Annotated in this window: 25 protein-coding genes and 2 pseudogenes; 20 read left to right on the top strand and 7 right to left on the bottom strand. The window is 34.2% G+C overall.

What is annotated here, in order from left to right:
* The first annotated feature begins 19 nt into the window (after positions 1 to 19).
* The 4 genes from CW751_RS00715 to CW751_RS00700 all read left to right on the top strand — a co-directional run bounded on the left by CW751_RS00715 (position 20) and on the right by CW751_RS00700 (position 4,942).
* Positions 20 to 772, top strand: a complete 753-nt coding sequence (locus tag CW751_RS00715; protein ID WP_101333037.1) for a uroporphyrinogen-III synthase — start codon at positions 20 to 22, stop codon at positions 770 to 772.
* Between the two features lie 272 nt (positions 773 to 1,044).
* Entirely contained in the window at positions 1,045 to 1,722 is a 678-nt protein-coding gene (locus tag CW751_RS00710; protein ID WP_133122088.1) for a hypothetical protein, read from the top strand.
* 38 nt (positions 1,723 to 1,760) lie between these two features.
* Positions 1,761 to 3,641, top strand: coding sequence for a hypothetical protein (locus CW751_RS00705; protein ID WP_101333035.1), 1,881 nt, complete (start codon positions 1,761 to 1,763; stop codon positions 3,639 to 3,641).
* Positions 3,638 to 4,942 carry a hypothetical protein gene (locus tag CW751_RS00700; RefSeq protein ID WP_101333034.1) on the top strand — a complete coding sequence of 435 codons (1,305 nt, stop codon included), beginning with the start codon at positions 3,638 to 3,640 and terminating at the stop codon, positions 4,940 to 4,942. The genes CW751_RS00705 and CW751_RS00700 overlap by 4 nt, the downstream gene beginning before the upstream one ends.
* 7 nt (positions 4,943 to 4,949) lie before the next feature.
* On the opposite strand, the gene CW751_RS00695 is transcribed toward CW751_RS00700, so the two are convergent.
* A complete protein-coding gene (locus CW751_RS00695) occupies positions 4,950 to 5,462 on the bottom strand; it encodes an acyl-CoA thioesterase (protein ID WP_101333033.1) in 513 nt (170 codons plus the stop codon).
* Between the two features lie 149 nt (positions 5,463 to 5,611).
* On the opposite strand from CW751_RS00695, the gene hemJ reads away from it, so the two are divergent.
* The 3 genes and pseudogenes from hemJ to CW751_RS00680 all read left to right on the top strand — a co-directional run bounded on the left by hemJ (position 5,612) and on the right by CW751_RS00680 (position 7,946).
* The gene (gene hemJ / locus CW751_RS00690; RefSeq protein ID WP_101333032.1) at positions 5,612 to 6,151 is read left to right on the top strand and encodes a protoporphyrinogen oxidase HemJ; all 540 of its coding nucleotides are present in this window, start codon (positions 5,612 to 5,614) and stop codon (positions 6,149 to 6,151) included.
* Positions 6,148 to 6,923: pseudogene (locus CW751_RS00685) on the top strand (TatD family hydrolase). The gene hemJ and the pseudogene CW751_RS00685 overlap by 4 nt, the downstream one beginning before the upstream one ends.
* Before the next feature lie 3 nt (positions 6,924 to 6,926).
* The gene (locus CW751_RS00680) at positions 6,927 to 7,946 is read left to right on the top strand and encodes an asparaginase (protein ID WP_101333031.1); all 1,020 of its coding nucleotides are present in this window, start codon (positions 6,927 to 6,929) and stop codon (positions 7,944 to 7,946) included.
* Between the two features lie 229 nt (positions 7,947 to 8,175).
* Here CW751_RS00680 and CW751_RS00675 read toward each other — a convergent pair whose 3' ends face one another.
* The 3 genes from CW751_RS00675 to purD form a co-directional block, all read right to left on the bottom strand.
* Complete coding sequence (locus CW751_RS00675) at positions 8,176 to 10,374, bottom strand: peptidylprolyl isomerase (RefSeq protein ID WP_101333030.1); 2,199 nt, start codon at positions 10,372 to 10,374, stop codon at positions 8,176 to 8,178.
* Positions 10,375 to 10,454: 80 nt separating this feature from the next.
* A complete protein-coding gene (locus CW751_RS00670) occupies positions 10,455 to 11,720 on the bottom strand; it encodes a hemolysin family protein (protein ID WP_101333029.1) in 1,266 nt (421 codons plus the stop codon).
* 30 nt (positions 11,721 to 11,750) lie between these two features.
* Entirely contained in the window at positions 11,751 to 13,034 is a 1,284-nt protein-coding gene (gene purD / locus CW751_RS00665; protein ID WP_101333028.1) for a phosphoribosylamine--glycine ligase, read from the bottom strand.
* A gap of 193 nt (positions 13,035 to 13,227) precedes the next feature.
* On the opposite strand from purD, the gene CW751_RS00660 reads away from it, so the two are divergent.
* The 3 genes from CW751_RS00660 (at position 13,228) to CW751_RS00650 (ending at position 16,102) form a co-directional block, all read left to right on the top strand.
* Positions 13,228 to 14,526: a peptidoglycan DD-metalloendopeptidase family protein gene (locus tag CW751_RS00660; RefSeq protein ID WP_101333027.1), complete on the top strand. Its 1,299-nt coding sequence runs from the start codon at positions 13,228 to 13,230 to the stop codon at positions 14,524 to 14,526.
* Positions 14,527 to 14,538: 12 nt separating this feature from the next.
* The gene (locus CW751_RS00655) at positions 14,539 to 15,588 is read left to right on the top strand and encodes an NAD(P)/FAD-dependent oxidoreductase (RefSeq protein WP_165779181.1); all 1,050 of its coding nucleotides are present in this window, start codon (positions 14,539 to 14,541) and stop codon (positions 15,586 to 15,588) included.
* 97 nt (positions 15,589 to 15,685) lie between these two features.
* The gene (locus tag CW751_RS00650; RefSeq protein WP_101333025.1) at positions 15,686 to 16,102 is read left to right on the top strand and encodes a BrxA/BrxB family bacilliredoxin; all 417 of its coding nucleotides are present in this window, start codon (positions 15,686 to 15,688) and stop codon (positions 16,100 to 16,102) included.
* A gap of 78 nt (positions 16,103 to 16,180) precedes the next feature.
* Here CW751_RS00650 and CW751_RS15610 read toward each other — a convergent pair whose 3' ends face one another.
* On the bottom strand, positions 16,181 to 16,420 hold the full coding sequence (locus tag CW751_RS15610) for a DprA-like winged helix domain-containing protein (protein WP_240612523.1): 240 nt from the start codon (positions 16,418 to 16,420) through the stop codon (positions 16,181 to 16,183).
* Between the two features lie 87 nt (positions 16,421 to 16,507).
* Positions 16,508 to 17,220 (bottom strand): annotated as a pseudogene (dprA, locus tag CW751_RS00640) (DNA-processing protein DprA); the annotation flags it as partial.
* A 202-nt stretch (positions 17,221 to 17,422) separates the two neighbouring features.
* Here dprA and kdsB point away from each other — a divergent pair.
* From kdsB to CW751_RS00620, 4 genes are all read left to right on the top strand, one after another.
* A complete protein-coding gene (gene kdsB / locus CW751_RS00635; RefSeq protein WP_240612509.1) occupies positions 17,423 to 18,148 on the top strand; it encodes a 3-deoxy-manno-octulosonate cytidylyltransferase in 726 nt (241 codons plus the stop codon).
* 110 nt (positions 18,149 to 18,258) lie between these two features.
* Positions 18,259 to 19,464, top strand: a complete 1,206-nt coding sequence (locus CW751_RS00630) for an HU domain-containing protein (RefSeq protein ID WP_165779179.1) — start codon at positions 18,259 to 18,261, stop codon at positions 19,462 to 19,464.
* A 22-nt stretch (positions 19,465 to 19,486) separates the two neighbouring features.
* On the top strand, positions 19,487 to 20,689 hold the full coding sequence (locus CW751_RS00625) for a C1 family peptidase (RefSeq protein WP_101333021.1): 1,203 nt from the start codon (positions 19,487 to 19,489) through the stop codon (positions 20,687 to 20,689).
* Between the two features lie 29 nt (positions 20,690 to 20,718).
* Positions 20,719 to 21,819 (top strand): endonuclease/exonuclease/phosphatase family protein, encoded by a 1,101-nt coding sequence (locus CW751_RS00620; RefSeq protein ID WP_101333020.1) that lies wholly within the window; start codon positions 20,719 to 20,721, stop codon positions 21,817 to 21,819.
* A gap of 197 nt (positions 21,820 to 22,016) precedes the next feature.
* Here CW751_RS00620 and CW751_RS00615 read toward each other — a convergent pair whose 3' ends face one another.
* A complete protein-coding gene (locus CW751_RS00615; protein ID WP_133122086.1) occupies positions 22,017 to 22,835 on the bottom strand; it encodes a UbiA prenyltransferase family protein in 819 nt (272 codons plus the stop codon).
* Between the two features lie 217 nt (positions 22,836 to 23,052).
* On the opposite strand from CW751_RS00615, the gene CW751_RS00610 reads away from it, so the two are divergent.
* From CW751_RS00610 to CW751_RS00585, 6 genes are read left to right on the top strand one after another with little or no spacing between them, the layout of a single operon-like run.
* Positions 23,053 to 23,244: a hypothetical protein gene (locus CW751_RS00610; RefSeq protein WP_101333018.1), complete on the top strand. Its 192-nt coding sequence runs from the start codon at positions 23,053 to 23,055 to the stop codon at positions 23,242 to 23,244.
* On the top strand, positions 23,241 to 23,636 hold the full coding sequence (locus tag CW751_RS00605; RefSeq protein WP_101333017.1) for a hypothetical protein: 396 nt from the start codon (positions 23,241 to 23,243) through the stop codon (positions 23,634 to 23,636). The genes CW751_RS00610 and CW751_RS00605 overlap by 4 nt, the downstream gene beginning before the upstream one ends.
* 44 nt (positions 23,637 to 23,680) lie before the next feature.
* A complete protein-coding gene (locus tag CW751_RS00600; protein ID WP_101333016.1) occupies positions 23,681 to 24,001 on the top strand; it encodes a PKD domain-containing protein in 321 nt (106 codons plus the stop codon).
* 3 nt (positions 24,002 to 24,004) lie between these two features.
* Positions 24,005 to 24,526 carry a hypothetical protein gene (locus tag CW751_RS00595; RefSeq protein WP_101333015.1) on the top strand — a complete coding sequence of 174 codons (522 nt, stop codon included), beginning with the start codon at positions 24,005 to 24,007 and terminating at the stop codon, positions 24,524 to 24,526.
* A 34-nt stretch (positions 24,527 to 24,560) separates the two neighbouring features.
* Positions 24,561 to 25,100 carry a hypothetical protein gene (locus tag CW751_RS00590; protein ID WP_101333014.1) on the top strand — a complete coding sequence of 180 codons (540 nt, stop codon included), beginning with the start codon at positions 24,561 to 24,563 and terminating at the stop codon, positions 25,098 to 25,100.
* Between the two features lie 9 nt (positions 25,101 to 25,109).
* Positions 25,110 to 25,574, top strand: a complete 465-nt coding sequence (locus CW751_RS00585) for a T9SS type A sorting domain-containing protein (RefSeq protein ID WP_101333013.1) — start codon at positions 25,110 to 25,112, stop codon at positions 25,572 to 25,574.
* Positions 25,575 to 25,691 lie beyond the last annotated feature (117 nt).

Below are 25,691 nucleotides of genomic sequence, written 5' to 3'. Positions count from 1 at the left end.
ACTAAATTACTGCTAGATTTTGAGTATTCGAACAATTTTAGTATCACAGCCGGAACCAGAAAATAATAAAAATCCTTATCTGTCATTAGCTGAAAATTATGACCTTCAAGTTGATTTCAGACCTTTTATTCATGTAGAAGGTGTTGATAAGGCTGAGTTTAGAGACCAAAAAGTAAATTATGCAGAGCATACTGCTGTTATTTTAACCTCTAAAACTGCGGCAGACCATTATTTTCGTATGGCTGAAGAATGTAGGTTTGAAGTTCCTACTTCAATGAAGTATTTTTGTATTTCTGAAGCGGTAGCTTTCTACTTGCAAAAGTATGTAACGTACAGAAAAAGAAAGATTTTCTTTGGAAAACAAACCATTATCGATTTGATGGATTCAATAAAAAAGCATAAGAAAGAAACTTTTTTATTGCCATGTTCTGATATCCTTAGAGATAGTATCCCAAAGGCCTTAGACAAAGAAAAAATTAACTATAAAAAGGTTGTGCTTTACAGAACTGTTGCTTCAGATTTATCTGACTTAGAAAGTGTTCAGTACGATGTTTTGGTGTTCTTTTCTCCATCAGGAATAGAGTCTTTACTGAAAAACTTCCCTGATTTTAAACAAAATAACACCTTGATTGCTGCCTTTGGACCCACAACAGCAAAAGCGATCGTTGATAATAATTTAAGATTGGATATTCACGCACCACAGCCAAAAATCCCTTCGATGTCTATGGCGATTGAGCAACATATTAAAAGTCAAAAGAAAGCCAAAAAATAAAAAACTTTTTGTTCGATTCTTTTAACATGAAATTAAATGTTGATTTGAATTTATCTAAACAATAGATAAAGGTATGTCTCAAAATTTACGTAGTGATTAATATTATTTTCTGATAATATAACTTCTCAAGTTGTATACTGACTATTAATCCCGAAGGAACGATGTGTTTCTGAAAACTCTTGATCCATAGTTAGCATTCAGGATTATGTTTTTTTTTGCATCTTGCTGGTCATTAAAGGAATATGTATTATTTTTATCAAAAAAATTTAAAATTGAATTTAATCCGGATTTTAATAGTAGTCGTAGCTGTATTGACGTTTTCATCATGTATTGAATTGATCGAGGATACAAAAATAAATAGCGACGGATCTGGAACTTACAAAGTCACGCTCAATTTAAGCTCAAGTACCACCCGAGTTAATGCCATTATGGCTTTGGACTCCATTGATGGTAAAAAAGTACCTTCGAAAACACAACTTAAAGAAAAATTCAAGGAGTATCTTCAAGAATTATCTATTCAACAGGGAATTACCAATGTTGAAGGTGATTTGAATACCACAAATTGGATTGTGAACCTTTCCTGTGATTTTGCATCTTTAAACCATCTTAAAAATAGCTTAGTTTCCTTAGGGGCATCGATTAATAAAAATCAAACCTCTAAAAATATTGAGAACATTCGCTTAACTTATAACGACCATGTTTATACGCGGTTTTTTGGTTCTTTTATTACCAATCGTATGAAAAACGATTTACAGAAAGACAAAGACTATGGCCGACTGTCTGAAGGAAAATTTGTGTTTATTCAACGATTTGAAAAACCCGTTCAAAAAGTCAGTTCAAGTCAGGCAATAATTGCAAAAAACAATAAAGCAGTTATGCTTAAACTTAATCCACAAGAGATAATCAAAAATCCTGAATTGTTGAATTATAAAATATTTACCAATCCTTAAAAGAACTTCTTGTTAAAAACTTAATTAAATACGTTTACATGAAAAATACATTATTAGCCACTTGTTTTACTTTTATTTTTGGAATAGCCCTTGGTCAAAGTCAATATATTCCCGACTCTGTTTACTCTGTCTTTGAAATTGACTTAGGTAAATTCGGTAAATCTGTACCTGTACAAGAGTTAAATCGATTTGAAGTTGTGCAATCTATGTTGAAGGAATTATACGGAAGAAGTGCTGAAGTAAACGATTTAAATCAACTAGGAATTGATCATAAAAAAAAGCTCATTATCTATAGCATCGCTGATGACAATTATTCTTCAACTTCTGTTGTTCTTCCGATTAAGAATAAACTCGATTTTCTACAATTGTTTAATGCAGAAGAACAAAGATTGCTAAACAATGATCAACCTATTGTAGCTGAAGGAACAACAATTATTATTGCTCATGATGTTTGCTTAATTTCTGATGTTAATTGGAAACACCATGAGTTTAGATATCAAGCAGAACGATTGTATGAAAAAAATGGATGGACGGTTCCTAATCCATATTGGTCTAATGATTATTATAGCCCGTATAAAGAGTCAATTCCTGATTTCGAAGAGCCTAACGAGGAAACTATTGTAGAGTCCGAAGAGATGGAGGTTGTTGAAGAAGTACCAGATTCGCCAGAAATTGTCTCAGATGAAGAGCAATTATACCTTAAACGCAAGGAACGATTTGATTTTGTTGTCGATTCACTTATGAATGTAGAGAAAGCGGACTTTATAAACAAACAATTACAATCAATTTCGAATACCAAAAATAATTTAATATCTAATGATAAAGTATTTAAAAAGGTAAGTAAAACGGTAGCAGACGCCAAGTTCTATTTTAATCCAATATACAGTCCAGATAACTTTTCTTCAATTCGGCACAAACCTTTTGGGAATCTTTTATATAATGAATATGCAAATTTAAAACAATATGCCTATCTCAATTTCACAAAAGAAGGGATTGAGGTCGATTGGGTTTCTCGTTCTTCTGACCACCTAGGAGAAGCTTTACAGGCTGCAAATGATCAAACATTAAATCCAATTTTATTAGACTATCTTTCTAAAGATTCACAAGGATTCTTTGTCTATAATTTTAACACTTTTGATGCGTATCAAGCTATTAAGGATGTTTATTTACCAAAGTTAGAAAAATCTGATGATCCTGACGAAGCAATCGGTGCAGCCATTTGGGCAACGGTTGATGAGTTTATCAATATGGAGGTTTTGGCTTCTGTGTATCCACCACAAATGTTGGTTGCTTATGGTGGTATAAAAGAAGTTGAATTATCTAAAATCTCTTACGAATATGATAATGAAACTTTTGAATATACCGAAGTAGACACCACTTACATGGATCGCATTCCTATGTTGACCATGGCTATTTCTAATGAGAAATCATTTTTGTTGGAAAAATACCTGAATGCATTTACAAAGTTTCAAGACCCTGTTCTGTCTCATAAAAATGACTATTACGTGATAAAACAAGATCCTTATGGAATTGGATTTCCTTATTATATTGCCGTAAAGGAAGGTATGATTCTAATATCAAATGACGAATCTGTTGTAAGGGACAATCCAGATGGCTTTAAAAATAACAGTTTTAAAAAATCAGTCATTAAAAATGCAAATGAGGCGAAATCGGTTTATGGATATATGGATTTCACTAAAATATATCAAGATGTTCAATCGCTTTATGATTTAAAAGATGATATAGATATTATTTCACATTTTGGGGATAAAACGGCTAAAGCTGAGATTCAAGTAAGTGATATAAAGAAAAATGAAATGATTATTAGTTTAGATTTTGAAACAAATGATAAATTTGATAATGGTGCGTATTTTTTACTCGAATTTATCAATGAGATTTATAAGTTAGATCAAAAATGAGATTTTATCTTAAAATAGCATTAGCATTTTTTCTTTTATTTTTTTCAGTTGTTTTATTGCTTGAATTGAAAATGAACAATTCCAAGTCTAGCTCCTTTACACTTATTGATGAGGTAAAGGCGGCTGATGTGGTTGTTAATGTTAATTTGCTTAAGTTGTTTAATGACTTTTCCAATTTTAGCAAAAAAAGTGATATTGAATTTGCGCATCGGTTCGCTGTCGGACAAGCCAAAAAAGCTATAAGTAGTGCGGGATTAAATTTACAAGAATGCTATTTTACTACTTCAATTAGTAATACAAGTCAGTTGTATATTGAAATTGTGGACTCTTCGAAGTTTAATACGTTTTTGAATACTTTTTTCCGAGCTGAATCTAATAAATCAAATGAATATGATGTTTATCAATCAAATGACGGACAACATCGCTTACAGAAATATACCCGGTACGCTATTGTAACTTGGCCAGGAAGTCTACTGTCTGATACAACTTCAAATGATCAACCCCTTCAAGATGTTATAAAATCCAAGCTTGACAAATCAAACTGTGGTGTGATTAATATGAGGGGAGGTGATTATCTGGACACTTCGGATTATGCTACCTTTAATTTTGGATACGACCAAAGTGGATTTGCGATTAATTTTGATTGGGTAACTGTGAAAAAACACCCTTTACAGCTTCAAAAAGATTCTCTACCAATTCATGAATCATCCATTGATAATTTAACGGCTTATACGAACATTAATCTTAAAACTTGGAACCAATATGATAATAAGTTTTTAACTCAAGGCATCGCGAATTTATTTGTAAAAAGTACTTTTCTAAACTCTGATTTTATACGTTGTTGGGAAGGAGTGGCAAGTCTTCAAATGGGTGGAAAAGTAGCGCGTAAGTCCGTCTCGATTACGACTGTTTTTGATGAGAACTTTAATCAAATAGAAAAGAAAAATGTTAAGATAGATAGCCTTCCAGATATTGGTATTTATTGGAAAATAAGCAGTTTCAAACGTTTTAAAACGAGTTTAAATCATTTGAAAAACATAAAAGTTACTGATAATGAGGTTCAAATTGCATTATTGCCACCAATGGACATGAAAAATGAAAAAGGAGGGGTAATAGCAAGTGTTGATGCTTTTAAAAAGCAGTTTATATCTCATCAAAACCTTGCTTTTATTCAAGCTAATCACAAAATGTTTAAGGGCTATTTTTATTTAAAACAACACTCTCAGAGACACATCAAAGGAAGAGTTTTTCTTGAAAAAATAAATCTGAATCCTGATTTTTCACTTTCCTCTTTTTGGTAATTTTTGCTTAGGGTAAAAATAGTTTCTTAAGTTCGGTAGCATCTTGTGGATTCATTTTTCCAGCTAAGATTAAACTCAATTGTTTTCTTCTCAATGCACCTTCGAAACGTTCTTTTTCTTCATCGGTTTCTGGAATTAAAGGCGGTACCGAAATAGCTCCTCCATTTTGATCCACTGCAACAAAAGTGTAAATAGCTTCACTGTGTTTAATGCGCTCACCAGAAACTTGATTTTCAACAAAAACATCGATAAAAATCTCCATTGAGCTTGTAAAAGCACGAGAAATACTTGCCTCTACAGTAACGACATCAGATTCCTTAATGGCTGACCCAAAGGATACATTATTCACTGATGCAGTAACAACAACTCTGCGGCTATGTCTTTGCGCACAAATAGCAGCGGTGACATCCATCCAACCGAGAAGTGCTCCTCCAAATAAGTTTCCATGTGGATTGGTGTCGTTGGGTAAAACAATTTTTGTGGTGATGGTCTTTGATGCTGAAGGTGTTTTTCCTTTCATTACTTTTTTATACAAAATTAATACAAGCATTTGATAAATTGATAAGCATACCCCACATTATTCATCGCAGACTTTCATTTTAAGTCCCATCAAGGAGAATTCCGCTTCTTTTAGTATAAATAATAAAGAATCCCTTAACTTTGCTGGTCATGAGTTATACAGTATTAAAAGCATTGCACATTATTTTTATGGTCAGCTGGTTTGCTGGATTATTTTACATTGTGCGTTTGTTCATTTATCATACCGAGGCGCAAGATAAAAGCGAAGAAGAGAAGAATATTTTAAGTGCACAATTTAAGATTATGGAGAAAAAATTGTGGTGGATTATTACAACTCCAGCGATGATTCTTACCCTGGTCTTTGGAATTTCTATGTTAATTGTGAATCCTGCTTTACTCAAAATGCCGTGGATGCATCTCAAATTAACTTTTGTCGTGCTATTACTCGTTTATCACTTTGTTTGTCAGAGAATCATGAGCAGATTAAATAAGAATATTTTTAAATGGAATTCCAATAAACTACGCTTGTGGAACGAAGTTGCAACTTTGGCTTTGGTAGCGATTGTCTTCTTAGTAAGCATGAAAAATAGTCTCAATTGGATTTATGGAACAGTTGGCTTTTTTGCCGTTGCGGTAGCCCTCATGATTGGAATAAAAATTTACAAACGATACAGAATTAAGAAACAATGACATATATCGATACACACGCGCACCTCTATGCAGACCAATTTGATGAGGACAGAGATGAAATGATAAAACGCGCCATAGACAATGGTGTAAAGAAACTTTTTCTCCCAAATATTGATATTTCTTCCATAAAAAAATGGAACAATTAGTTGCTGATTATCCAGATACATGCTATGCTATGATGGGAATTCATCCTTGTGATGTAATTAAAGATTGGGAATCACAATTTGAAGAAATAAAAACATATTTCAAGAAAGGTCACCATATTGCGATTGGGGAAATTGGAATTGATTTGTATTGGGATAAAAGTTTGCAGAAAGAACAAACTGAATCTTTTCGAGCGCATATAAATTGGGCAAAAGAAGAAAAATTGCCAATTGTTATTCATTGTAGAGATGCTTTTGATGAAATATTTGAGGTGCTTGATCAAGAAAATGACGATAACCTTTTTGGTGTTTTTCATTGTTTTACTGGTACAGAAGAACAAGCTAATCGCATCCTGAATTATGGAGGATTTAAATTGGGAATTGGTGGTGTGGTGACTTTTAAAAATAGCGGAGTTGACAAGGCAATTCAAAATATAGATTTAAAGCACATTGTATTAGAAACTGACGCTCCGTATTTAGCTCCAACTCCTTTCAGGGGAAAAAGAAATGAGAGCGCATACATTCCTCAAATTGCAAAAAAACTTTCTGATATTTATAGTGTCGACGAAAAAGAAATAGGAAGAATAACAACGCAAAATGCTTTGGAAGTATTTAAAATTAATGCTTAGGAAATGAAACAATCAAGGGTATTATTAATTTATACAGGAGGAACAATAGGAATGATTGAAGACCCTGAAACTGGAGCTTTAATGGCTTTTGATTTCGATCATTTAAGTGACCAAATTCCAGAACTTTCTCGAATAAATACAGATTTAAAGGTTGTATCATTAGGGATGCCAATAGATTCTTCAGATATGAATCCTGAAATCTGGCAAGATATCGCTGAGGTTGTCAAAGAGAATTATGACGCTTTTGATGGATTCGTTGTTTTACATGGTTCCGACACCATGGCTTTTACGGCAAGTGCGTTAAGTTTCATGCTACAAGGATTAAAGAAGCCTGTAATATTAACAGGATCTCAGTTACCTATTGGTACAATCCGTACGGATGGAAAAGAAAATCTGATTACTTCTATAGAAATTGCAGCTTCTAAAGATGAACATAACGAGAGTGTTATACAAGAGGTAGCAATTTACTTCGAGTATTCATTGTATCGCGGCAATCGGACTTCTAAAGTCTCTGCACACGCATTTGAGGCATTTATATCTCCAAACTATCTGAACCTTGCTGTTGCAGGTGTAGACATAAAGTATAACTCTTCTGCATTTTATCATTCGAAATTAAATGGATTAAAAGTTTACTACGATATGGATGACCGGGTGGCTTTAATGAAGATTTTTCCTGGTTTTTCAACTAAGGTATACAAAAGTATGTTTGACATAAACCTTGTAAAAGCCGTCGTCATTGAATCTTTTGGTGCTGGAAATGTGCCCAATAATACTGACTTTTATAATATGTTAAAGTCTTATATTGACTTAGGAGGAATTGTCATTAACATTACGCAATGTTCTTCTGGTAGTGTTTCTCAAGGAAAATATGCCAATAGTACGGCCTTAAAAGAAATTGGTGTTGTGAGTGGTGGTGATATGACTACAGAAGCTGCAATAACTAAGATTATGCATTTATTGGGTAATTATTCAGATACAGAGGAAATCAAGCGCTTAATGCAAGTTTCTTTAGTGGGAGAGTGATTAAGTATGAATTATTCAATTACGAATTATAGCTCGTAATTGATAATTCGGATTTAGTTCTGTTTATACGAACTTACAAGGTTAAAATTCTAGTATTAATTTTACGGTAAAAACTACAACTAAGCCAACAATTCGTAATTCATAATTATCCAATTCGTAATTATTTATTTTTCATAAAAAAACCGTTCAGATATAAAGTCTGAACGGTTTTTATGAAAAATAAATTAGACTATCTAATCCCGTATCTTCTAAGTTTTCTATTGTCAATCACGTCTGCTGAGTTATTCAAAGCATTTCTAAATTGACTTTGTATAGATGATTTGTATTGATTTTTAAGTTGATCTCTTTCTGCTGAAAAATCAGTTGTTTCTTCTGCAGGCGTTGTTTGATCTACTCGTAAAACAAATACGCCATTTGATCCTTTCACAGGAACGGACATTTCACCATCTGCTAATCCAGAAAATGCTGTACCAATTATTTGTGGTTCCCTTCCTACAGCAACATTGCTTGCTGAGAATGTTAATCCTTCCGTTTCTAATTTAGCCCCCATCTCGTTGGATAGCGCTTGTAAATCCTCTTTGCCAAGCATTTGATCGATCAAATATTGAGCTTGTTTTTCTTTTCTAACAGCAGCTCGAATTTGATCCTTAACTGTTTCAAACCTTGGCGTACCATCCTCAATTACATCTGCAACCATCGCAACAATAATACGATTTTGATCACGAATTGGAGAAGAACTAATCTGTCCCGCTACTATATCGTCTTGATAAGCCAAACGCAATATTCGACCTTCAGCAATTTCATTAAATCCGTTAACGCCTGGATTTTCATCTGATGAAACAGCAGAACGAACAGTGTAGCCTTCCGCAACTGCAAAATTATTAAATGCCTCTACTTTTTCACTGAGTGTTTTGTTTTGTAAACTATCATCAATTTGATAAATGTAATTTGAAGCTTGACTGTTTACTTGATCAGCCGTTGATTTAGTTGCTTCAACTGCTTTTACAATATTGGCTAGGATTGGTCTTTTCGTATTTTCACGTTCTAAAACTTCAACAATATGAATCCCGTAACTTGTTTTTACCGTTCCTAATGTGCCAATTGGTCGTTCAAATGAAAAATCATTAAATTCAGGTACCATTGTTCCTGGTGTGAATTTCTCATATCGACCACCATTTGAAACTGATCCTGGATCTTCACTAAACGCTGTTACCATCTCTTCAAAGTTGTTTTTGGAAAGAATAACGTTCTTAATACTGTCAGCCTTATTTTGAGCTGCATCAAATTCTTCTGGAGTTCCAGCGTTCAATAAAATATGACGCACCGTAGCTGTTTTTTCTTCTCCAAATCCTATTACTTTCGAAAGTTTAGCACCATCTTGAGCAACATAAGGACCTATCACGTCTCCTTTTTCAGCTGACTCCACTTCTTCTGCTATTGTTCTTGGATATTTTGGCCCTGGTTTATTACTTCCTACCGGACGCGCCATCATTGTAGAATCATTAGCATATTGTTTAACGTCGCTAAAACGCATCACAAAAATTGAATCATTTTTCGCTGATTCAAACTTCGGTTTGATTTTCGTTAAAAGGTCTACTGCTTTTAAAGAATCCTCTCCACTGGGTTGAATAGGTATTGAGAAGTACGCTATTTTTCTACTTGCCTTTTGCTTGTATTTCTCATCATTCTTATGCGCTTCGAAATAATTTTTCAGTTCTTCTTCTGTAGGCTCGTCAATCGCATCGTTGGGAACTTTTGTGAAGTTCTGATAAACATAAGTGACGTTTTTAACTGTTTTATTAGCTTCATACTCATGTTTCCCTTCAAGTGTTGTAGAATGAACCCCAGCAGTTAGTAATGCATTGTATTTTTCCTCTAAACGTACTTGTCGTACGTATTCCATAATGTCATTGTACTGCTGAATGTCTTGCGGACGATCAGAGTTCATTAAGTTAGAAAGTGCAGTTTCTAATTGGTCTGGTGCAAATTCTCCTGTTACAGAATCTTTAAATTGCATTGAAATAGACGATGGAGAATAACCATTCTTGCCATATAATACATTATCTACCTCATATTCATCTACAACAAGTCCAATGCTTTCATATTCTTTGTCCATCAAATTGGCATTTACAATTGTTTGCCATGCTTGACGTTTTGCATTTTTCTCGTCTTCTTCCGTATATTTTGGTTGTTCGTTCGGATTTTGCTGTTGTTTAGATTGCATGATGTTGTTTCTTGCGTTATTAAGAAACTCTTCATACTTTTTTTCTTCTACTTTTTCACCATTTACAGTTCCTATTCCGTAAACATCTTCTTGTGGTCCACCACCGCCAGAGTTGAAGTCACCAATGATAAATGCTAGCATTGCAATACCAATTACTGCAATTAATAGCCACGATTTTTCACGTATTTTTCCAATTAAAGCCATTTGTTTTGTTTAATTTAAGGTTGCGAATATAATATTATGTATCAAATTATGAAAGGATAAGCAAGCATAAAAACACATTCTTAATCATTTATAGTAGTCTTGAGTCTAATAATTTCAATTCTTCGATCACTAACTGCCTCAATTCGCATGCTGTATTTCTCTAATTCTAAAATTGTTCCTTCCTCTGGAATTGACTCTAAGTAGTGTAAAACTAATCCTCCCAAGGTTTCGTATTCGGAAGACTCTTCTAATTCAAGATTATATACTTCATTGAGGTAATCGATATCTTGTCTTGCAGAAAATAAATAAGTGGTCTCATCAATTTGTTGTTCTAATAATTCATCAACATCATGTTCGTCTTCAATGTCACCAAATATCTCTTCTACAACATCTTCTATTGTGATTAATCCTGATGTTCCGCCGTATTCATCAACGACAACTGCAATATTTCCATGCTGTTTTGCAAATAATTCCAATAAATCCTTGGCCAAAACAGCTTCAGGAACAAATGCAATCGGAATCAATATCTCTTTAATTCGTGTAGGCTTCTTGAATAACTCAAAGCTATGAACATAACCGATTATATTATCTATTGTATCTCGATAAATTAATATTTTTGATAATCCGGTGTCAATGAATCTTGTTCTTAAAGTTTCAATTGTTTCTTCTATGTCTAATGCCACAATATCTGTACGTGGAATCATACAATCTCGCGCTTTTACCTCTGAAAATCCAATCGCGTTTTGAAGGATTTGCATCTCATTGTCGAGTTCTCCCTCTTCCTCCATTCTGTCGTTTAAGTCTCTGACATAATCATCTAGATCGATTTTTGAAAATACAACTTCGCCATTTTTTGTATTCATACCAAAAATACGCAATAAACCGTTGCTGATGATCATAGTGAAGATGGTTAACGGATAGAGTAGGGTATATAAGATGAATAGAGGAAAGGATAAAAATTGAAGAACACGGTTGGGATTAATTTGAAAAGTAGCTTTGGGTAAGAACTCAGCAGTGAATAAGATGAGTAATGTAGAGAGCAAAGTTTGTATGATGAGAATTAATGCTTCGTTATTCCCAATGAATGAAATAATCCAAGGCTCCATGATTTGCGCCATCCATATTCCATAAACAACAAGCGCAATATTATTTCCCAAAAGCATGGTTGCAATAAAACGACTGTCGTGTTTAACGAAGTTGGAAAGAATTTTACCTGAAAGAATTCCTTTTTGATTATCGAGCTCAATTTTTAATTTGTTGGCACTAATAAAAGCAATCTCCATACCTGAGAAAAAAGCGGAGGCTGCTAATGCAACAAGAATAATAATTAAACTATTGGGGTCCATAAAATACAATCAGCTCTAAAATATTAATAATTAATTAGATTTGAATAAATCCTTACCAATATCTTTTCTAAAATAAGCATTTTCGAATTCAATATTTGAAATACTTTCATAAGTGTTTTCAACTGCGGTTTCAATGTCTTTTCCAAATGAGGTAACTGCAAGCACTCGACCGCCGGCAGTTCTTACTGCTGGTCCATCGGAGGCTGTTCCTGCATGAAAGATAAGGCTTTCGGTTGCTGCATTTAAGCCATAGATCGTTTTACCTTTCTCATACTTTTCAGGATATCCGCCTGAAACCATCATAACCGTTGCCGCTGATCTTGGATCAAATTCAACATCACGTTCTGATAATGTGTTGGTTGCAACTCCTTCAAAAAGATCAATTAAATCGGATCTCAATCTTGGTAAAATAACTTCCGTTTCTGGATCACCTAAACGACAATTGTACTCAATTACGTATGGTTCACCGTTAACGTTAATTATTCCTATGAAAATGAATCCTTTGTATTTTATTTTGTCAGCTTTTAATCCTTTGATTGTGGGAACAATGATTTGATTGTAAACTTTGTCCGAAAATTTACCCTCTGCAAATGGAACAGGAGACACAGCACCCATTCCGCCAGTGTTTAATCCCGTGTCCTTTTCGCCAATGCGCTTGTAGTCTTTTGCTTCGGGTAAAACCTTAAATCCATCTCCATCTGTAATTACAAAAGTTGACATTTCTACACCTTTTAAGAATTCTTCAATAACTACCTGAGCACCAGCACCTCCAAATTTATTGTCTAAAAGCATCGAAGAAAATTCTTTTTTGGCTTCATGTAAATCTGATAAGATTAAAACTCCTTTGCCAGCTGCTAAACCATCTGCTTTTAAAACATAAGGTGGTTTTAAAGTGTCTAAAAAAGCAAAACCCTCCTTTATGGTAGCTTTAGTAAATGTTTTATGTTTCGCAGTCGGAATATTGTGTTTATTCATAAACGCTTTGGCGAAATCTTTACTGCCCTCTAATTGCGCTGCTTCTTTGTTGGGACCTATAACCGCAACGTTTTTGAGTTGTTCATCTTCAGCAAAAAAATCAGCTATTCCATTAACAAGTGGTGCTTCAGGACCTACAACCACCATATTGATTTTATTGTCGATTACTTCTTTCTTCACTGCTTCAAAGTCAGTTGGGTCAATCGATATGTTTTTGCCAAACTGTTTTGTGCCTGCATTTCCTGGTGCTATATACAAGGCTTCTAAAGAACTGCTCCTTGATATTTTCCATGCCAATGCATGCTCTCTTCCACCTGAACCCAAAAGTAATATATTCATTGCCTTGAAATTTGAAGCACAAAGTTAATATTTCAAAGCCATTGAAATTAAAATATTTGTAACTTTTATCTATTATCCATCGTTAAAAGTCATAAAGTCATTAATTTTGCGACGGATTTATCCTTTATTTCAATTCGTCGTGAAGTGTAATGAAGAAATGTAAGTTGATCGCCATATTTAGAAAGAACTCATTATGAGATACGTATACGCATTTATATTTTTTATTTTAATTTCAATAATATTTTCCAGCTGCAGTCAGTCTAAAAAAGTAGAAGCAGAACCCTTAGCCGTAAAAGATTCTGTTGTGGTAGAAAAAGAATTGTTTTTTGGTTTCGATTTAGAGGATTACGAGGTCAAATATGATACGGTGCAAAAAGGGTGGACATGGAATGATCTATTCGCAGCTTTTGAAGTTAATCAATACACAATTAATTCTACTGCCGAACGCATGAAGGATAGTTTGATCGGATTGAAATATATTTTAGCAGGGAAACCATTTATGACTTTTCGAGCAAAAAGTGATACAAGCAACATTCCTTCTCACTTAATTTATCAACCTGATGCCTTTTCTTATATATCATTTGATTTTAATAGCGATTCTGTAGATATACGAAAGGAATATCGACCTATTGAAACGACAGAAAAAATGGTGAGCGGAGTTATTGAAAAAAATTCTAACCTTTCTGCTGAGATGGGTAAAAACTTTGAAACTTACAGAATGGCAGCGTCTTTAACTGATGCCATAGAAGGTGTATATGCCTGGAGTGTTGATTTCTTTAAATTGCAAGTTGGAGATAAATTTGTTGTTGTCTATGATGAGAAAAGCATTGATGGTCAGCCTTACTCCGTTGATAAAATAAAATATGTTTGGTTTGAACATGCCAATACAGGGCTTTACGCTTTTAATTATACCGATTCTACTGGTGAGGTTTCTGGATTTTATGATGAACTAGGAAATGACATGAAACGACCGTTTTTGATGTCTCCATTGAAGTTCTCTAGAATTAGTTCAGCGTTTAATATGAATCGTTTGCATCCCATTTACAAAACAAGACGTCCCCATTTAGGAACTGATTATGCGGCGCCAACAGGAACGCCAATCTTGGCTACGGCAGACGGAACGATTTCTAAGGCCTCACGAAGTCGAGGTAATGGAATTTATGTGAAAATAAGACATAATAAAACATACGACACACAATATCTGCACATGAGTAAAATAGCAGACGGTATTCGTCCCGGTGTGCGTGTTGCTCAAGGTGATGTGATTGGATATGTGGGTTCTACAGGTGCAGCTACTGGACCTCACGTTTGTTACCGTTTTTGGAAAAATGGTCGACAAATTAATCACAGGGCCGAAAAATTCCCAAAGTCAGAACCTATGAAAGAAGAAGTGAAACCACTTTATTTGGAGCATATTGTTCCACTCAAGGAAAGATTAGATCGAGAAATCAACAATCTTAGGTTGGTTTCAGTTGATGAACCTGAGCTTTAAAAAATTATTATTTTGAGCGTACTTATTGTTGGTGGTGGACTATCTGGTATTTGCTTGGGGCATACACTCGAGCAGCAAAACATTGACTTTAAAATTATTGATTGCAATCAAAATCACAGCTCTAAAGTTGCTGCGGGAATGATTAATCCAATGACTTTCCGTAGAATGATTAAATCTTGGAAAGCTGATGAGTTAATTCCTTTCTTGAATCAATTTTATGCGCAGGTTGAAGAAAAAATCGAAGAAAAATTTTTATTTCCAATTCGGTTGCGTAGAGCTTTTGCTTCTGAACATGAAAGAGCGTTATGGATTGAAAGATTGAATAATCCGCAATACGCCAATTTTGTAAACCCCATTGAACGCTCTGAAACTACACCTAACTATTTAAAAGACAACTTTGGAAATGCTTTTATTTCTACACCTGGATATATTGATGCTAAAACCTTTATGGAGGCAAATCACAGGTATTTTATACAAAAAGATTGTCTCCAATATGATAATTTCGATTATTCCGCACTAGATGTGGAGAATAAAACCTATGATTCTAAAGCTTATACACAACTTGTTTTCGCTGAAGGATTTCAAGGAGAAGATAATCCGTTCTTTGGCTATTTACCCTTTAAAAATGCTAAAGGAGAAGTGTTAACGATTAACTCAAGCGACTTTCGAGAAGATGAAATTCTGAATCGTAAATGCTTTGTCTTACCTACGAAAAACGGTGATTTTAAACTCGGATCAACCTACGCTTGGGATACAAAAAGCACAGAACCCACACAAGGAGCCAGAGAGGCGTTACTTGAGCGTTATGAAGGTTTAAGCACAGCCATTATTGAAGTTGTTGGACACGAAGCAGGGATCAGACCAACAGCTGCCGACCGACGACCTATGCTTGGAGAACATCCTCAATATAAAGACTTGTTTATTTTTAATGGACTAGGTGCAAAGGGGTATATGTTGGCACCGTATTTCGCAGATGCATTCGTTAAATACTTAATGGGTAAAGCTCCGTTAGATAAAGAAGTTGATATACAGCGTTTTTATAAAAAGCATTTTAAAAAGTGATAATGTTCAGTATCTGAAGAATTAAATTTAAAAGTTCAATTTTTCCATTTTTGCTTCTTACCTTTGTACTTAATTATGAATCATAAAATTTAAAATTATGTATCCTCCAGAATTAGTAGCTCCGATGAAAGAAGATTTGACTTCTGTGGGCTTTCAAGAATTAACAACCCCTGAAGAAGTAGATAATATAGTTAAAAATACAGAAGGAACTTTATTAATGGTTGTAAACAGCGTATGCGGTTGTGCAGCTGGAAATATGCGTCCGGGTGTAAAAGACTCTTTAAAAAATTCAGAGATTAAACCAGATGCAATGGCCACTGTTTTTGCTGGTGTAGATAGCGAAGCAACACAACAAGCAAGAAATTATTTTTTGCCTTATCCACCATCGTCTCCATGTATTGCTGTTTTTAAAAATGGTAAACTTGTTCATTTCTTAGAACGTCACCACATTGAGGGTGTTACGGCAGAAATGATTTCTGAAAATTTACAACAAGCATATAAAGAGTTTGCTTAATAGCTAAAGCTCGTTTATAATTGTTAGTTATTTGATGAACACAAAAAAGCAATAAGAATTCTTATTGCTTTTTTGCATTTAAAGTCTACTCAAGGCATATTTTTTCCCTGGTAAACTCATAACAACGCCTTTTAATTCTAATCCGAGTAGTAAACTACTTAGTAAGTGAACTGGTTTTTTCATACGAACTGAAAGTACATCTAAAGAAATTTTTTCAAATTCTTTGATTGTTTTAACGATTGTTTTCTCATCTCCCTCAAGCCCTTCAAACAAATTGGTTTGAACACTTTTCTCATTGGATTCTTTTTCCCATTCCATTAAACGAACTAAATCTTTTCCACTGGTGATTAAATGCGCTTTATTATTTGAAATCAAATGATTACAACCTTTCGAAAATGGTCGGTCAATATTCCCAGGAAAAGCAAAAACATCTCTGCTGTAGTCATTGGCTAGATGGGCAGTAATTAAAGAACCTCCTTTTTCACCACTTTCAATAACAATGGTTGCATCTGTCATTCCTGCTACAATGCGATTGCGTTGCGGGAAGTTTTCTCGATCGGGTTTCGTATTGTGAGGAAATTCGGTAATGAGGCCACAGCCATCTGTCGTTAGCATTTTTTTGCTAATTTCTGATGTAAGTTTGGGTATATTCTGTCTAGTCCATGTCCTAAAACGCCAATTGTTGGAACACCATGTTCTAAACATTTTTTGTGTGTATATCCGTCTACGCCCAGAGCAAGTCCAGAAATTACTTGCACATTGTAAGGCGAAATACTAGCAATTAATTCATTTATTAATTGTTTTCCATAACTTGTCATGTTGCGCGTTCCTACAATGGCAATTGTCTTTTTAGCATTAAAATCAATATTTCCTTTGTGATACAGTAGAATTGGACTATCTGCGCATTCTTTTAATCTTCTAGGATAGCTTTTCTCCGTAAAGAAAGTTGTATTTATATTGTTTTTTTCGACAAACTCAACAATTGGAGCAGCTTCTCGTAAAGCTTTTTCCCTATCAAGCGCACGATAGCGTTCTTTGCCAAATCCAGGAATATCTGTCTGAAGCCGTAGGTTTTTGTCAAAAACTCGTGATTCACAGCCCAAATAAGCGATTAACATTTTGGCATTTTTAGAACCAATGCCATTCATTCGGGTTAATGCCACTTGGTGATTAAGATGGTTGTTTTTCAAAATTGTATTTTTTTAATTTAGGTAATTCTAAGTTAAGTTTTTTAATCTTAAAACGAAACTTATGTTCAAGTTTTTTTCTAATATTGAACTTAATACTTTTTGAATATTCACTTCACATATAGAAAATGTTATGATGAAAAAACTCGCCATTATCCCCGCTCGTTATGCCTCAACACGTTTTCCAGGCAAGCCAATGATTGACTTAGCTGGAAAAAGTATGGTTCAAAGGGTTTGGGAAGGTGTAATGCAATCTGGTCTTTTTGAAGAGGTGGTTGTTGCAACCGATGATGATCGTATTGCGAATCATGTAGCCTCTTTTGACGGAAAAGCTATTTTAACCGATGAGTCGCATGACAGTGGAACAGATCGCTGTGGAGAGGTTCTTCAGGAATATGATGAATATGATATCGTTGTAAATATTCAAGGAGACGAGCCTTTAGTTAATGTCGAACAATTACGTGTTTTGATTGAAGCTTTTGATGATCCAAACGTGCAAATTGCAACATTGGGTTCCCCAAAGATTAATGAAAGTGACATCCAAGATCCTAATCGGATAAAAATTGTGTTAGACCAACAGTCTGATGCGCTTTATTTTTCTAGAAGTGCAATTCCATATCAAAGAAATACAGAAGAATATCCTTTTTTAAAGCACATAGGTTTGTACGGTTTTAGATCTGTTGTGCTTAAGGAATTGGTAAAATTAACGCCAACAAAATTGGAGAAAACAGAAAGTTTAGAGCAGTTAAGATGGATGTTTTACGGTTATAAAATTCGTGTGATGGAAACCCAAATTGAAACTCCTAATATTGATACTCCTGAAGATGTTGATGCTGTTTTGAAGCAGTTAAAGGTGTGAAGCATCAGATTCATAGTTGATTAACAGGAGACTGTTTTTTTCTGTTAATTTTAACGGTCTTATCCGAAACTTTAAATATTAAAATACGTATCTTTGTTTATATGACTCATTTGGATACTATACTCGGGACATTACTATTACGCAATAATTGCGTAGTAATCCCTTCATTGGGTGGATTTATTGCAAATAGTGTGTCTGCACATGTCGACATAGAAAAAGGGTTGGTTACTCCGCCTAAAAAAGCAATAAACTTCAATAAAAACCTCACCAATAATGACGGATTATTAGTCCATCATTTAGCTAATAGCCAGTCTATTTCTTATGATGAAGCAAATAAAATAATCGGAGTTGAAGTACAAAAAGTGAAGGAGCACCTCAATGCAGGAAAGCGTGTTTCATTCAATAATGTAGGATTTCTCTATATTAATAATGCAGGTAAAATTGCATTTGAACAAGATCGTTTTTTCAATCTCTTACTTTCGTCTTACGGAATGGGAATGGTTCAGTTTGTTGCTGAGGAGACTGAAAATGATGCTGATAAAAAAGTAGTAGAATCTGTTGAAACAGTGCCTGCTACAGAAGAAGCTCCAACACGGGAAGTGCAAAAGCCAGTTACAAAAACGGTTTCACCTCTTCCAAAAGCTGAAAAAACAGAATCAAAAGGTGTTGCTCCAATACCTGCAGGAAAAGAAGTCGTTCATCCTTCCTCAAATGGAATTACAACGCGAAAAATAATTAGCAAGGTTATAAAATATACTGCTGTTGCAGCTCTAGTGCCTGTTCTTTTTTACAGTTATTGGATTCCTATGAAAACCGACGTGCTTCAATCAGGTGTTGTTTATACAACTGATTTTAATCCATTTGAAACTTCAGCTGAAGAACGTTATATTCCTGAAGTGAATCCAACTCCTTTAGGGATAGACTCAATTCAGACACAAGATTCTTTTCAAACGATTACTGAAAATTTAAGCTCATCAACACCTGTTTTTTCATTTCCGATAGATGATGATTTTTATATCAACGTAAGGCGAAAAAAAGCAGACGCAAAAGATGTTGAAAAAGTAAAGTCTAACCGAAAAGAATCGACTCTTAAAAGAAATCAATTCCATGCAATAGTTGGTTGTTTCAGTAATCCTACTAATGCAAATGAAATCATTGAATCCCTAAAAGCACAAGGATTTGATGCTTACGAAGTGGATGTTAAAGGAGGTTTACATCGCGTTTCTGCAGGTGATGCATCAAGTTCATCTCAAATGCAAGAGTTGCGTAACCGATTGATGGAGAAAGACTTCTCTTCTTGGGTTCTTAAAAAATAAAAATTTTAAAATTATTAAAATCATGAAAAAAATATTAGTGTTGCTTACAGCTTTTTCTGTGGGATTAATTGCTCATGGGCAAAAAATCACAAATGCTCCTGGTTCTGAATACCAATTTACAGAAATCGCAAGACACGACGCAACCCCAGTTCTTTCTCAAGGTTATACTGGAACGTGCTGGAGCTTTTCGGCTTTGTCTTTCTTTGAGTCAGAGATGATTCGAAAAGGAGTTGAAAACCCTCCGATTTTATCGCAAATGTATGTTGCTAGGAAGGCTTATGAGGGAAAAGCAGAAAATTACATCAGAATGGGAGGGAAAAGTAATTTTTCTCAAGGTGGAGCTTTTCACGATATACCTTATGTTTTTAAAAGGTATGGTATGGTACCAAATGAAGTTTATACTGGCTTAAATTATGGAACAGAAAAGCATAATCATCAAGAATTATTTAAAGGATTAAATGGTTATATGGGAGGTATTCTTGATTATGTGCAGAATAAAAAAAGTGCAAAACTTTCTAAAAATTGGAAGGATGGTCTTAATGGTATTCTGGACGCATATTTTGGTGAAGATCCTACAAAATTTACTTATGAAGGAAAAGAATACACACCACGTTCTTTTGCAGAGTCTACGAAATTAGACATGGATGAGTATGTTTCTTTGACCTCTTTTACTCATTTGCCAATGCACGAAGAAGTTCAATTAATGATTCAAGACAATTGGGCTTGGGGTAAAAGTTATAATGTTACTATGGATGAATTGTTGGACGCAACTATTTCTGCCTTAGAAAATGGATATACTGTGGCTTGGGCATCTGATGTTTCAGAAAAAGGTTTCGATTTCCGAAAAGGACTTGCCATTGTGCCTGAAGATGAAAATACGATTAAAGTTAGAGGCAAGGATAACCAAAACTTTTCTGATGCTGGTGCAACTAAAGAATCAGATGCTTTTTTAACACCTGTTAAAGAAATAACGGTTACTCCAGAAATGCGTCAAGAAGGTTATGATAACAAAACAACTACTGACGATCATGGAATGCACATTACAGGGTTGTATGAGGAAGCTAATGGAACGCGTTATTTCTTGGTGAAAAACTCTTGGGGAAAAGGGAATTATCCTGAAGGATATCTTTATGTTTCTGAAAATTACTTTAAACTAAAAACAATTAATGTTTATTTACATAAGGATGGAGTTCCAAAAAGAATTTCGAAGAAAATTATGAAGTAGACTTTTAACAAAGGGGGAGGCGAAAACAAATGACAGCAACTAAAACATACACAATTTTGACCTTGATTTCATTGGCGTTTTTCACCTCGTGTGGAAACGGTGAGAAAAGAGAAAAAAAGCAAGGTGAAATAAATGCGAAAACAGAAAAGTTAGCCTATCCTCACGAACTTTTAAAGTCTTTTGAGGGCAGACCCTTCATGTTTTACAACGTTGAGAATTTATTTGACACCATTAATGAAACGGATAAAAAAGACGAATCATTCCTTCCAAACAGTGAAAAGAAATGGAATACGGAAAGGTATAACGATAAATTAGAAAAGTTATCTACCGTTCTCACACATCCCTCAGAGCATAATCCACTTTTTATTGGATTGGCAGAAATTGAAAATCGTTTTGTTGTTTTGGACCTTATGAAAACAGGTCGATTGGCGGAAACCAAATACAGGGTTGTTCATTACGATGCTCCCGATGTTAGAGGGATTGAGGTTGCATTAGCTTATGATCATGAAAGGTTTAAGGTTCAATACGATGAAGCAATTGACTTATCTATAGATTCAGAGCCCGATTACAAAACCCGTGACATTTTATATGTTAAAGGTTTATTGAAGGATAGCTTAGATTTACATGTTTTTGTTAACCATTGGTCCTCACGGAGAGGTGGTGCCAAAGCGAGTGAATATAAAAGAATTAATGCTGCGAAAGCTTTGTTGTATAAAACTGATTCAATTCGGAAAACTAACGAAGAAGCAAAAATTATTATCATGGGTGATTTTAATGATTATCCTACCAATAATTCAATCAGAGAGGTGCTAGGTGCAGATGTAGCTTCTAATGCGACCAACTTTGTTAATTTGATGTTGCCCATGCACGAGAATGGTTTAGGAACTTATAATTACCGTGGTGAATGGGGAATGCTTGACCAATTCATTGTTTCACCTAGTTTAGTTGCACCGCAAAAAGGATTACATATCAAAGAAAGTCGCGCATTTTTAGTAGATGATGATCAATTTATGCATTTCTTTGATAATGGAGAAAAAACACCTGCCAAAACTTATGGTGGCCCGAATTATTATGGAGGATATTCAGATCATTTAGCAATTTATGGATATTTGACGGTGATAAAAGAATAATGTTGATTTTGTCAAAACAATGTTCCAAGAAGTTAGCGTTATGCTTTTAGTACTGTACTGTAATGAAAACATACTCGCACCTCAATTTAAACATCATACGCAGTAAAGGTCTAATCGTACGTCAGTTCGAGTGCCGCAACGCAGTGAAGGTGTATCGAGAACCGTACGATGCCAAAATCAATCTAAAAATAGCACCATTATAAGAAATAAATCAACAATCCATAAGCAATTATCCACCCATCAATAATTCCAGAATAGTACATTTCATGTCGGTTGGTTCGACTGCCAACTATTAGCATTCCTAGAACCAAATAACAGCCATAAAACACCCATAAATGAACAACCTCTGGAAAGAAAAGATACAAACTCATCGCACTTAATCCTGCAAAAACAAGTGCAATAATCTTCGCACCTTTCACCCCAAAGATTTGTGGAATTGTTGATTTCTGTTTTCCGTCGTAAACCAAGTCTCGAATGTCAAATGGAACTGTGGCAGCGAGAATAAAGAAGAAAATGGAGAGTCCTAAACCAACAGGAAAATCTGTTGTATCCGCTATTCTCATATAAGGCCAATACACAGAAACAAGCGCCCATTGTGCAGCGATTAAATAAATCTTAGCATAAGGAATATCGCGTAACGCCATTGACTTTGGATGGATTTTCATAGCATAAAGCACACCGATGATCGCACTAAAAGCCAAGAACCAAAAATCGATATTCCATCCCAAAACCAAAAAATAAGTGAGTACAGAACCAATAATTCCGATTCCAGCAAGGATTTTTATAAAAACGGTATGATTTTCTAACCAATGATGGCGATCTGAAGATTTAACTTTGATTTCTCCCAACCTTAAAATACGTTGAATATTATAAATGAAAAGCGTGGCAAAAAATACCGTAATTCCAATTCCAATATCATGCGGATTACCCAATTGAATGGCGCAAGAATATGCAAGCAGCCCAGCTGAAAAGCTGACTAGGATGTTGCTGTATATTAGATATTGGAGTGCTCTCATTGTGTGGTGTAAAATTACTGGAATTAATTGAGAATGATATTTAATAAAGCAACATCAAGTTAAAAACATAATATGTTAAAATTTATCCGATTCTTTTGAATTTAAAATCACATTAATATATTTGATGAGATTTAAAAAATTTGTTAAAGGGTTCTGCGACTTTTTTAAAATCTAACTAGAATAAACCAATTTAATTACAGATTCCACCTACTATAAAATGAAATTAATTACAATCTGCATTTTCGCTATTCTAGGATTTAGTTTAACTGTCTTAGGTCAAACAACAACTTATTCATCTTCTGTAAATTCATCTTCAGCACAAAATTATTCAGTCAATATTGAAATTGAATTAACTGGAATTGTTCCTGTTCAGAGTAATTGTACAACAATCAATAAAATAATCATATGAATTTCAAAGCAAAAAAATGTCATTTCCTAATAGTTACTATGGGTCTGTTTCTTTTAACATCATGTGACCCAATATTGGATTTGAGTATAGAAGTATTTAACAATACATCTGAAAAGGTTGTCGTTGAATTTAAGGCTCTTCATGATCAAAATAAAGACACATCGTTTACTATGGATATCGGTCAAAAGGTTACACTTTACAGTAAAAGTAAATGGGGCAAAGCAAAGCATTTCGATTGTTGTTCTAGAGAGTTTGACTCTTTAAAAGTTATCACAATTGATTCGACTAAAACAGCAGTAAAAAATTTTAAAAACGAAGATAATTGGTTAATCGAAAATGATAAGAAAAAAGTTAAATGTACTGTAATAATCAATAATGACGACTTGAAATAACTAGATTAAATAATAAACTAAAAGTAGATCTGAATTATTTACCCATGAAAAAAAGCAAAAGAATAAATAGTTTACGAACAACTATATTTTATACCATGATTATTTTTTTAGTTGCTTGTTCAGCAAAACCCAAAGCAGACTTCTCTTGGACGCCACTTGAACCAAAAGCTGGAGAAGAAGTTAGTTTCAACAATTTATCAATAGATGCTAAAAAATATTCTTGGAATCTGGGCAACATGTCAATTAGTGATGATGACAATCCTGTTCATGTTTATGAAAGCGCAGGAGAACACATCATTGACCTCACAGCAAGTAAAGGGTTGAGATCGGACACGAAAACAAAAACGATTATAATTACAGAATAAACGATGAAAGCAACACTATTATTAACACTACTATTGATATTTTTATCATGTAAAAAAGATGAACCCATCAAGAGTTATCTTTCTGAACCACCCGTTTTAAAAGGGTTTAATATTAGAGACGGCAATGGTGTTTTAATGCAAAAAATAGGTGTACCTAACGTTAAGTATTCTGAAAATCCAGAGAGCGGAAAGCAAACTTTTGTTTTAAATTCATATCTAAATTCACCTACTAATTTCTTGTCTATTTTTTTTGGTAACAAATCCTCAAACAAAGTCAAAATAACTGTAGTTAGAGGGGTTGTTGATGGCAGTATTGGAAACATTTCGAGTTTACCAAATACAATTGTTCCAGATCAAAATCTAGTTGTCTTTGAAGCGGAGCTTATTCCAGAATTTAGTGATTTACCAACTAATGTTGGAGGCGTAGCTGCATTTAATTTACCTCAAAACATAGACCCTGGGGTGTTTAGGGTTTATATTGATTACGGAGATTACATTTTATACGACAATATCATCAATGAATAAAAATTAAATAGCAAAAATTTTAAAATAAACTGAAATGAAAAAATTAACACTTATTTGTTTAGCAGGCTTATTTACAGCCTTTTCTTTTGCACAAGAAACAGAAGAAAAATCTCCAAGAATCGGAATTAGTGCAGCCATTCAAAGTTCCTCGGTAGGAATACAAATTCCAATTTGGTTGGGAGAAAATGTAGTTCTAGCTCCTTCCATTGGGGCACAGTTTAGTGATAATTATGGTTGGGTAACACAGTTTGGCTTGGCCCCTCGCTTTTATTTGAATGAAAAAGTTAATGCCTTAAGACCTTACCTTGGTATTAGAGCAGCTACAATAATGGATTTTCCGACTAAAAATGAAGAGCCAATAGGTCTTCCTACCCCAGATAAACCAGAAAATATTTTTGATTTTATAGGTGGGATAAACTTCGGTGGAGAGTATTTTTTCTCCAATCGTTTTAGTGTGGGTCTTGAAGTTCAAGCAAACATCATCAAATCTGACGAAAACTCTATCCGTTTTGGAAATCCAGGAGGCATTAATTTCAACACTGGTGCATTGGCCTTAATTAATATTTACTTTTAAAAAACAGAAATGATGAAATTATCAATAATTCCAATTTGCATTCTTTTCAGCGGAACACTATTCGCTCAAAATGAAGTAGCCTACACCTATGATGATGCTGGTAATCGCATTAAAAGAGAAGGCACAGGTAGTGGTCTTATCATTCAACCCAATGACCTTACTGAAAGTACAGCGATGGAAAATTTAGTAAACTGCGGTATTGATTTACAAGCACAGCCGAACCCCACTTTCGACAAAACAGAAGTGTCGGTTTTATTAGATCAAGAAACTGTTAGTGAAGAACACAAGGTTGCAATAGAATCAGGTGTAATTATGCAATTGGTTGATATTGGTGGAAAAATCATTTCAACCAAAACAGGTAAATCCTTGCGCCATACATTTGATTTAAACAGTTTATCAAATGGAATTTATTTTGTAAAGGTATTTACTGAGAATGAACAACTGGTGGGAGAAAGAAAGATTTTGAAAGAATGAAAAAATTGGATCTAGATATTCAAAAAAAACGCTCATCTCTCAATTAAATTCGTTATTTTCGATGATATGAATGTTATTACTCAATTATATCAAAACTACTATTTTAAAGGCGACTAC

This window comes from Brumimicrobium salinarum, from assembly GCF_002844555.1.
GTDB lineage: Bacteria > Bacteroidota > Bacteroidia > Flavobacteriales_D > Crocinitomicaceae > Brumimicrobium > Brumimicrobium salinarum.
This window is presented reverse-complemented; position numbering and strand designations above follow the sequence as displayed.

What these genes read in the sequence shown, in the direction of transcription:
- CW751_RS00590 (WP_101333014.1), top strand. Translation starts at nt 24,561, where the DNA reads ATGAAAAAATTAACACTTATTTGTTTAGCAGGCTTATTTACAGCCTTT.
- CW751_RS00610 (WP_101333018.1), top strand. Translation starts at nt 23,053, where the DNA reads ATGAAATTAATTACAATCTGCATTTTCGCTATTCTAGGATTTAGTTTA.
- CW751_RS15610 (WP_240612523.1), bottom strand. Translation starts at nt 16,420, where the DNA reads ATGGAATGGGAAAAAGAATCCAATGAGAAAAGTGTTCAAACCAATTTG.
- CW751_RS00705 (WP_101333035.1), top strand. Translation starts at nt 1,761, where the DNA reads ATGAAAAATACATTATTAGCCACTTGTTTTACTTTTATTTTTGGAATA.
- kdsB (WP_240612509.1), top strand. Translation starts at nt 17,423, where the DNA reads ATGATGAAAAAACTCGCCATTATCCCCGCTCGTTATGCCTCAACACGT.
- CW751_RS00675 (WP_101333030.1), bottom strand. Translation starts at nt 10,374, where the DNA reads ATGGCTTTAATTGGAAAAATACGTGAAAAATCGTGGCTATTAATTGCA.
- CW751_RS00595 (WP_101333015.1), top strand. Translation starts at nt 24,005, where the DNA reads ATGAAAGCAACACTATTATTAACACTACTATTGATATTTTTATCATGT.
- CW751_RS00670 (WP_101333029.1), bottom strand. Translation starts at nt 11,720, where the DNA reads ATGGACCCCAATAGTTTAATTATTATTCTTGTTGCATTAGCAGCCTCC.
- CW751_RS00600 (WP_101333016.1), top strand. Translation starts at nt 23,681, where the DNA reads ATGAAAAAAAGCAAAAGAATAAATAGTTTACGAACAACTATATTTTAT.
- CW751_RS00660 (WP_101333027.1), top strand. Translation starts at nt 13,228, where the DNA reads ATGAGATACGTATACGCATTTATATTTTTTATTTTAATTTCAATAATA.
- CW751_RS00620 (WP_101333020.1), top strand. Translation starts at nt 20,719, where the DNA reads ATGACAGCAACTAAAACATACACAATTTTGACCTTGATTTCATTGGCG.
- CW751_RS00695 (WP_101333033.1), bottom strand. Translation starts at nt 5,462, where the DNA reads ATGAAAGGAAAAACACCTTCAGCATCAAAGACCATCACCACAAAAATT.
- CW751_RS00680 (WP_101333031.1), top strand. Translation starts at nt 6,927, where the DNA reads ATGAAACAATCAAGGGTATTATTAATTTATACAGGAGGAACAATAGGA.
- CW751_RS00625 (WP_101333021.1), top strand. Translation starts at nt 19,487, where the DNA reads ATGAAAAAAATATTAGTGTTGCTTACAGCTTTTTCTGTGGGATTAATT.
- CW751_RS00605 (WP_101333017.1), top strand. Translation starts at nt 23,241, where the DNA reads ATGAATTTCAAAGCAAAAAAATGTCATTTCCTAATAGTTACTATGGGT.
- hemJ (WP_101333032.1), top strand. Translation starts at nt 5,612, where the DNA reads ATGAGTTATACAGTATTAAAAGCATTGCACATTATTTTTATGGTCAGC.
- purD (WP_101333028.1), bottom strand. Translation starts at nt 13,034, where the DNA reads ATGAATATATTACTTTTGGGTTCAGGTGGAAGAGAGCATGCATTGGCA.
- CW751_RS00700 (WP_101333034.1), top strand. Translation starts at nt 3,638, where the DNA reads ATGAGATTTTATCTTAAAATAGCATTAGCATTTTTTCTTTTATTTTTT.
- CW751_RS00650 (WP_101333025.1), top strand. Translation starts at nt 15,686, where the DNA reads ATGTATCCTCCAGAATTAGTAGCTCCGATGAAAGAAGATTTGACTTCT.
- CW751_RS00585 (WP_101333013.1), top strand. Translation starts at nt 25,110, where the DNA reads ATGATGAAATTATCAATAATTCCAATTTGCATTCTTTTCAGCGGAACA.
- CW751_RS00615 (WP_133122086.1), bottom strand. Translation starts at nt 22,835, where the DNA reads ATGAGAGCACTCCAATATCTAATATACAGCAACATCCTAGTCAGCTTT.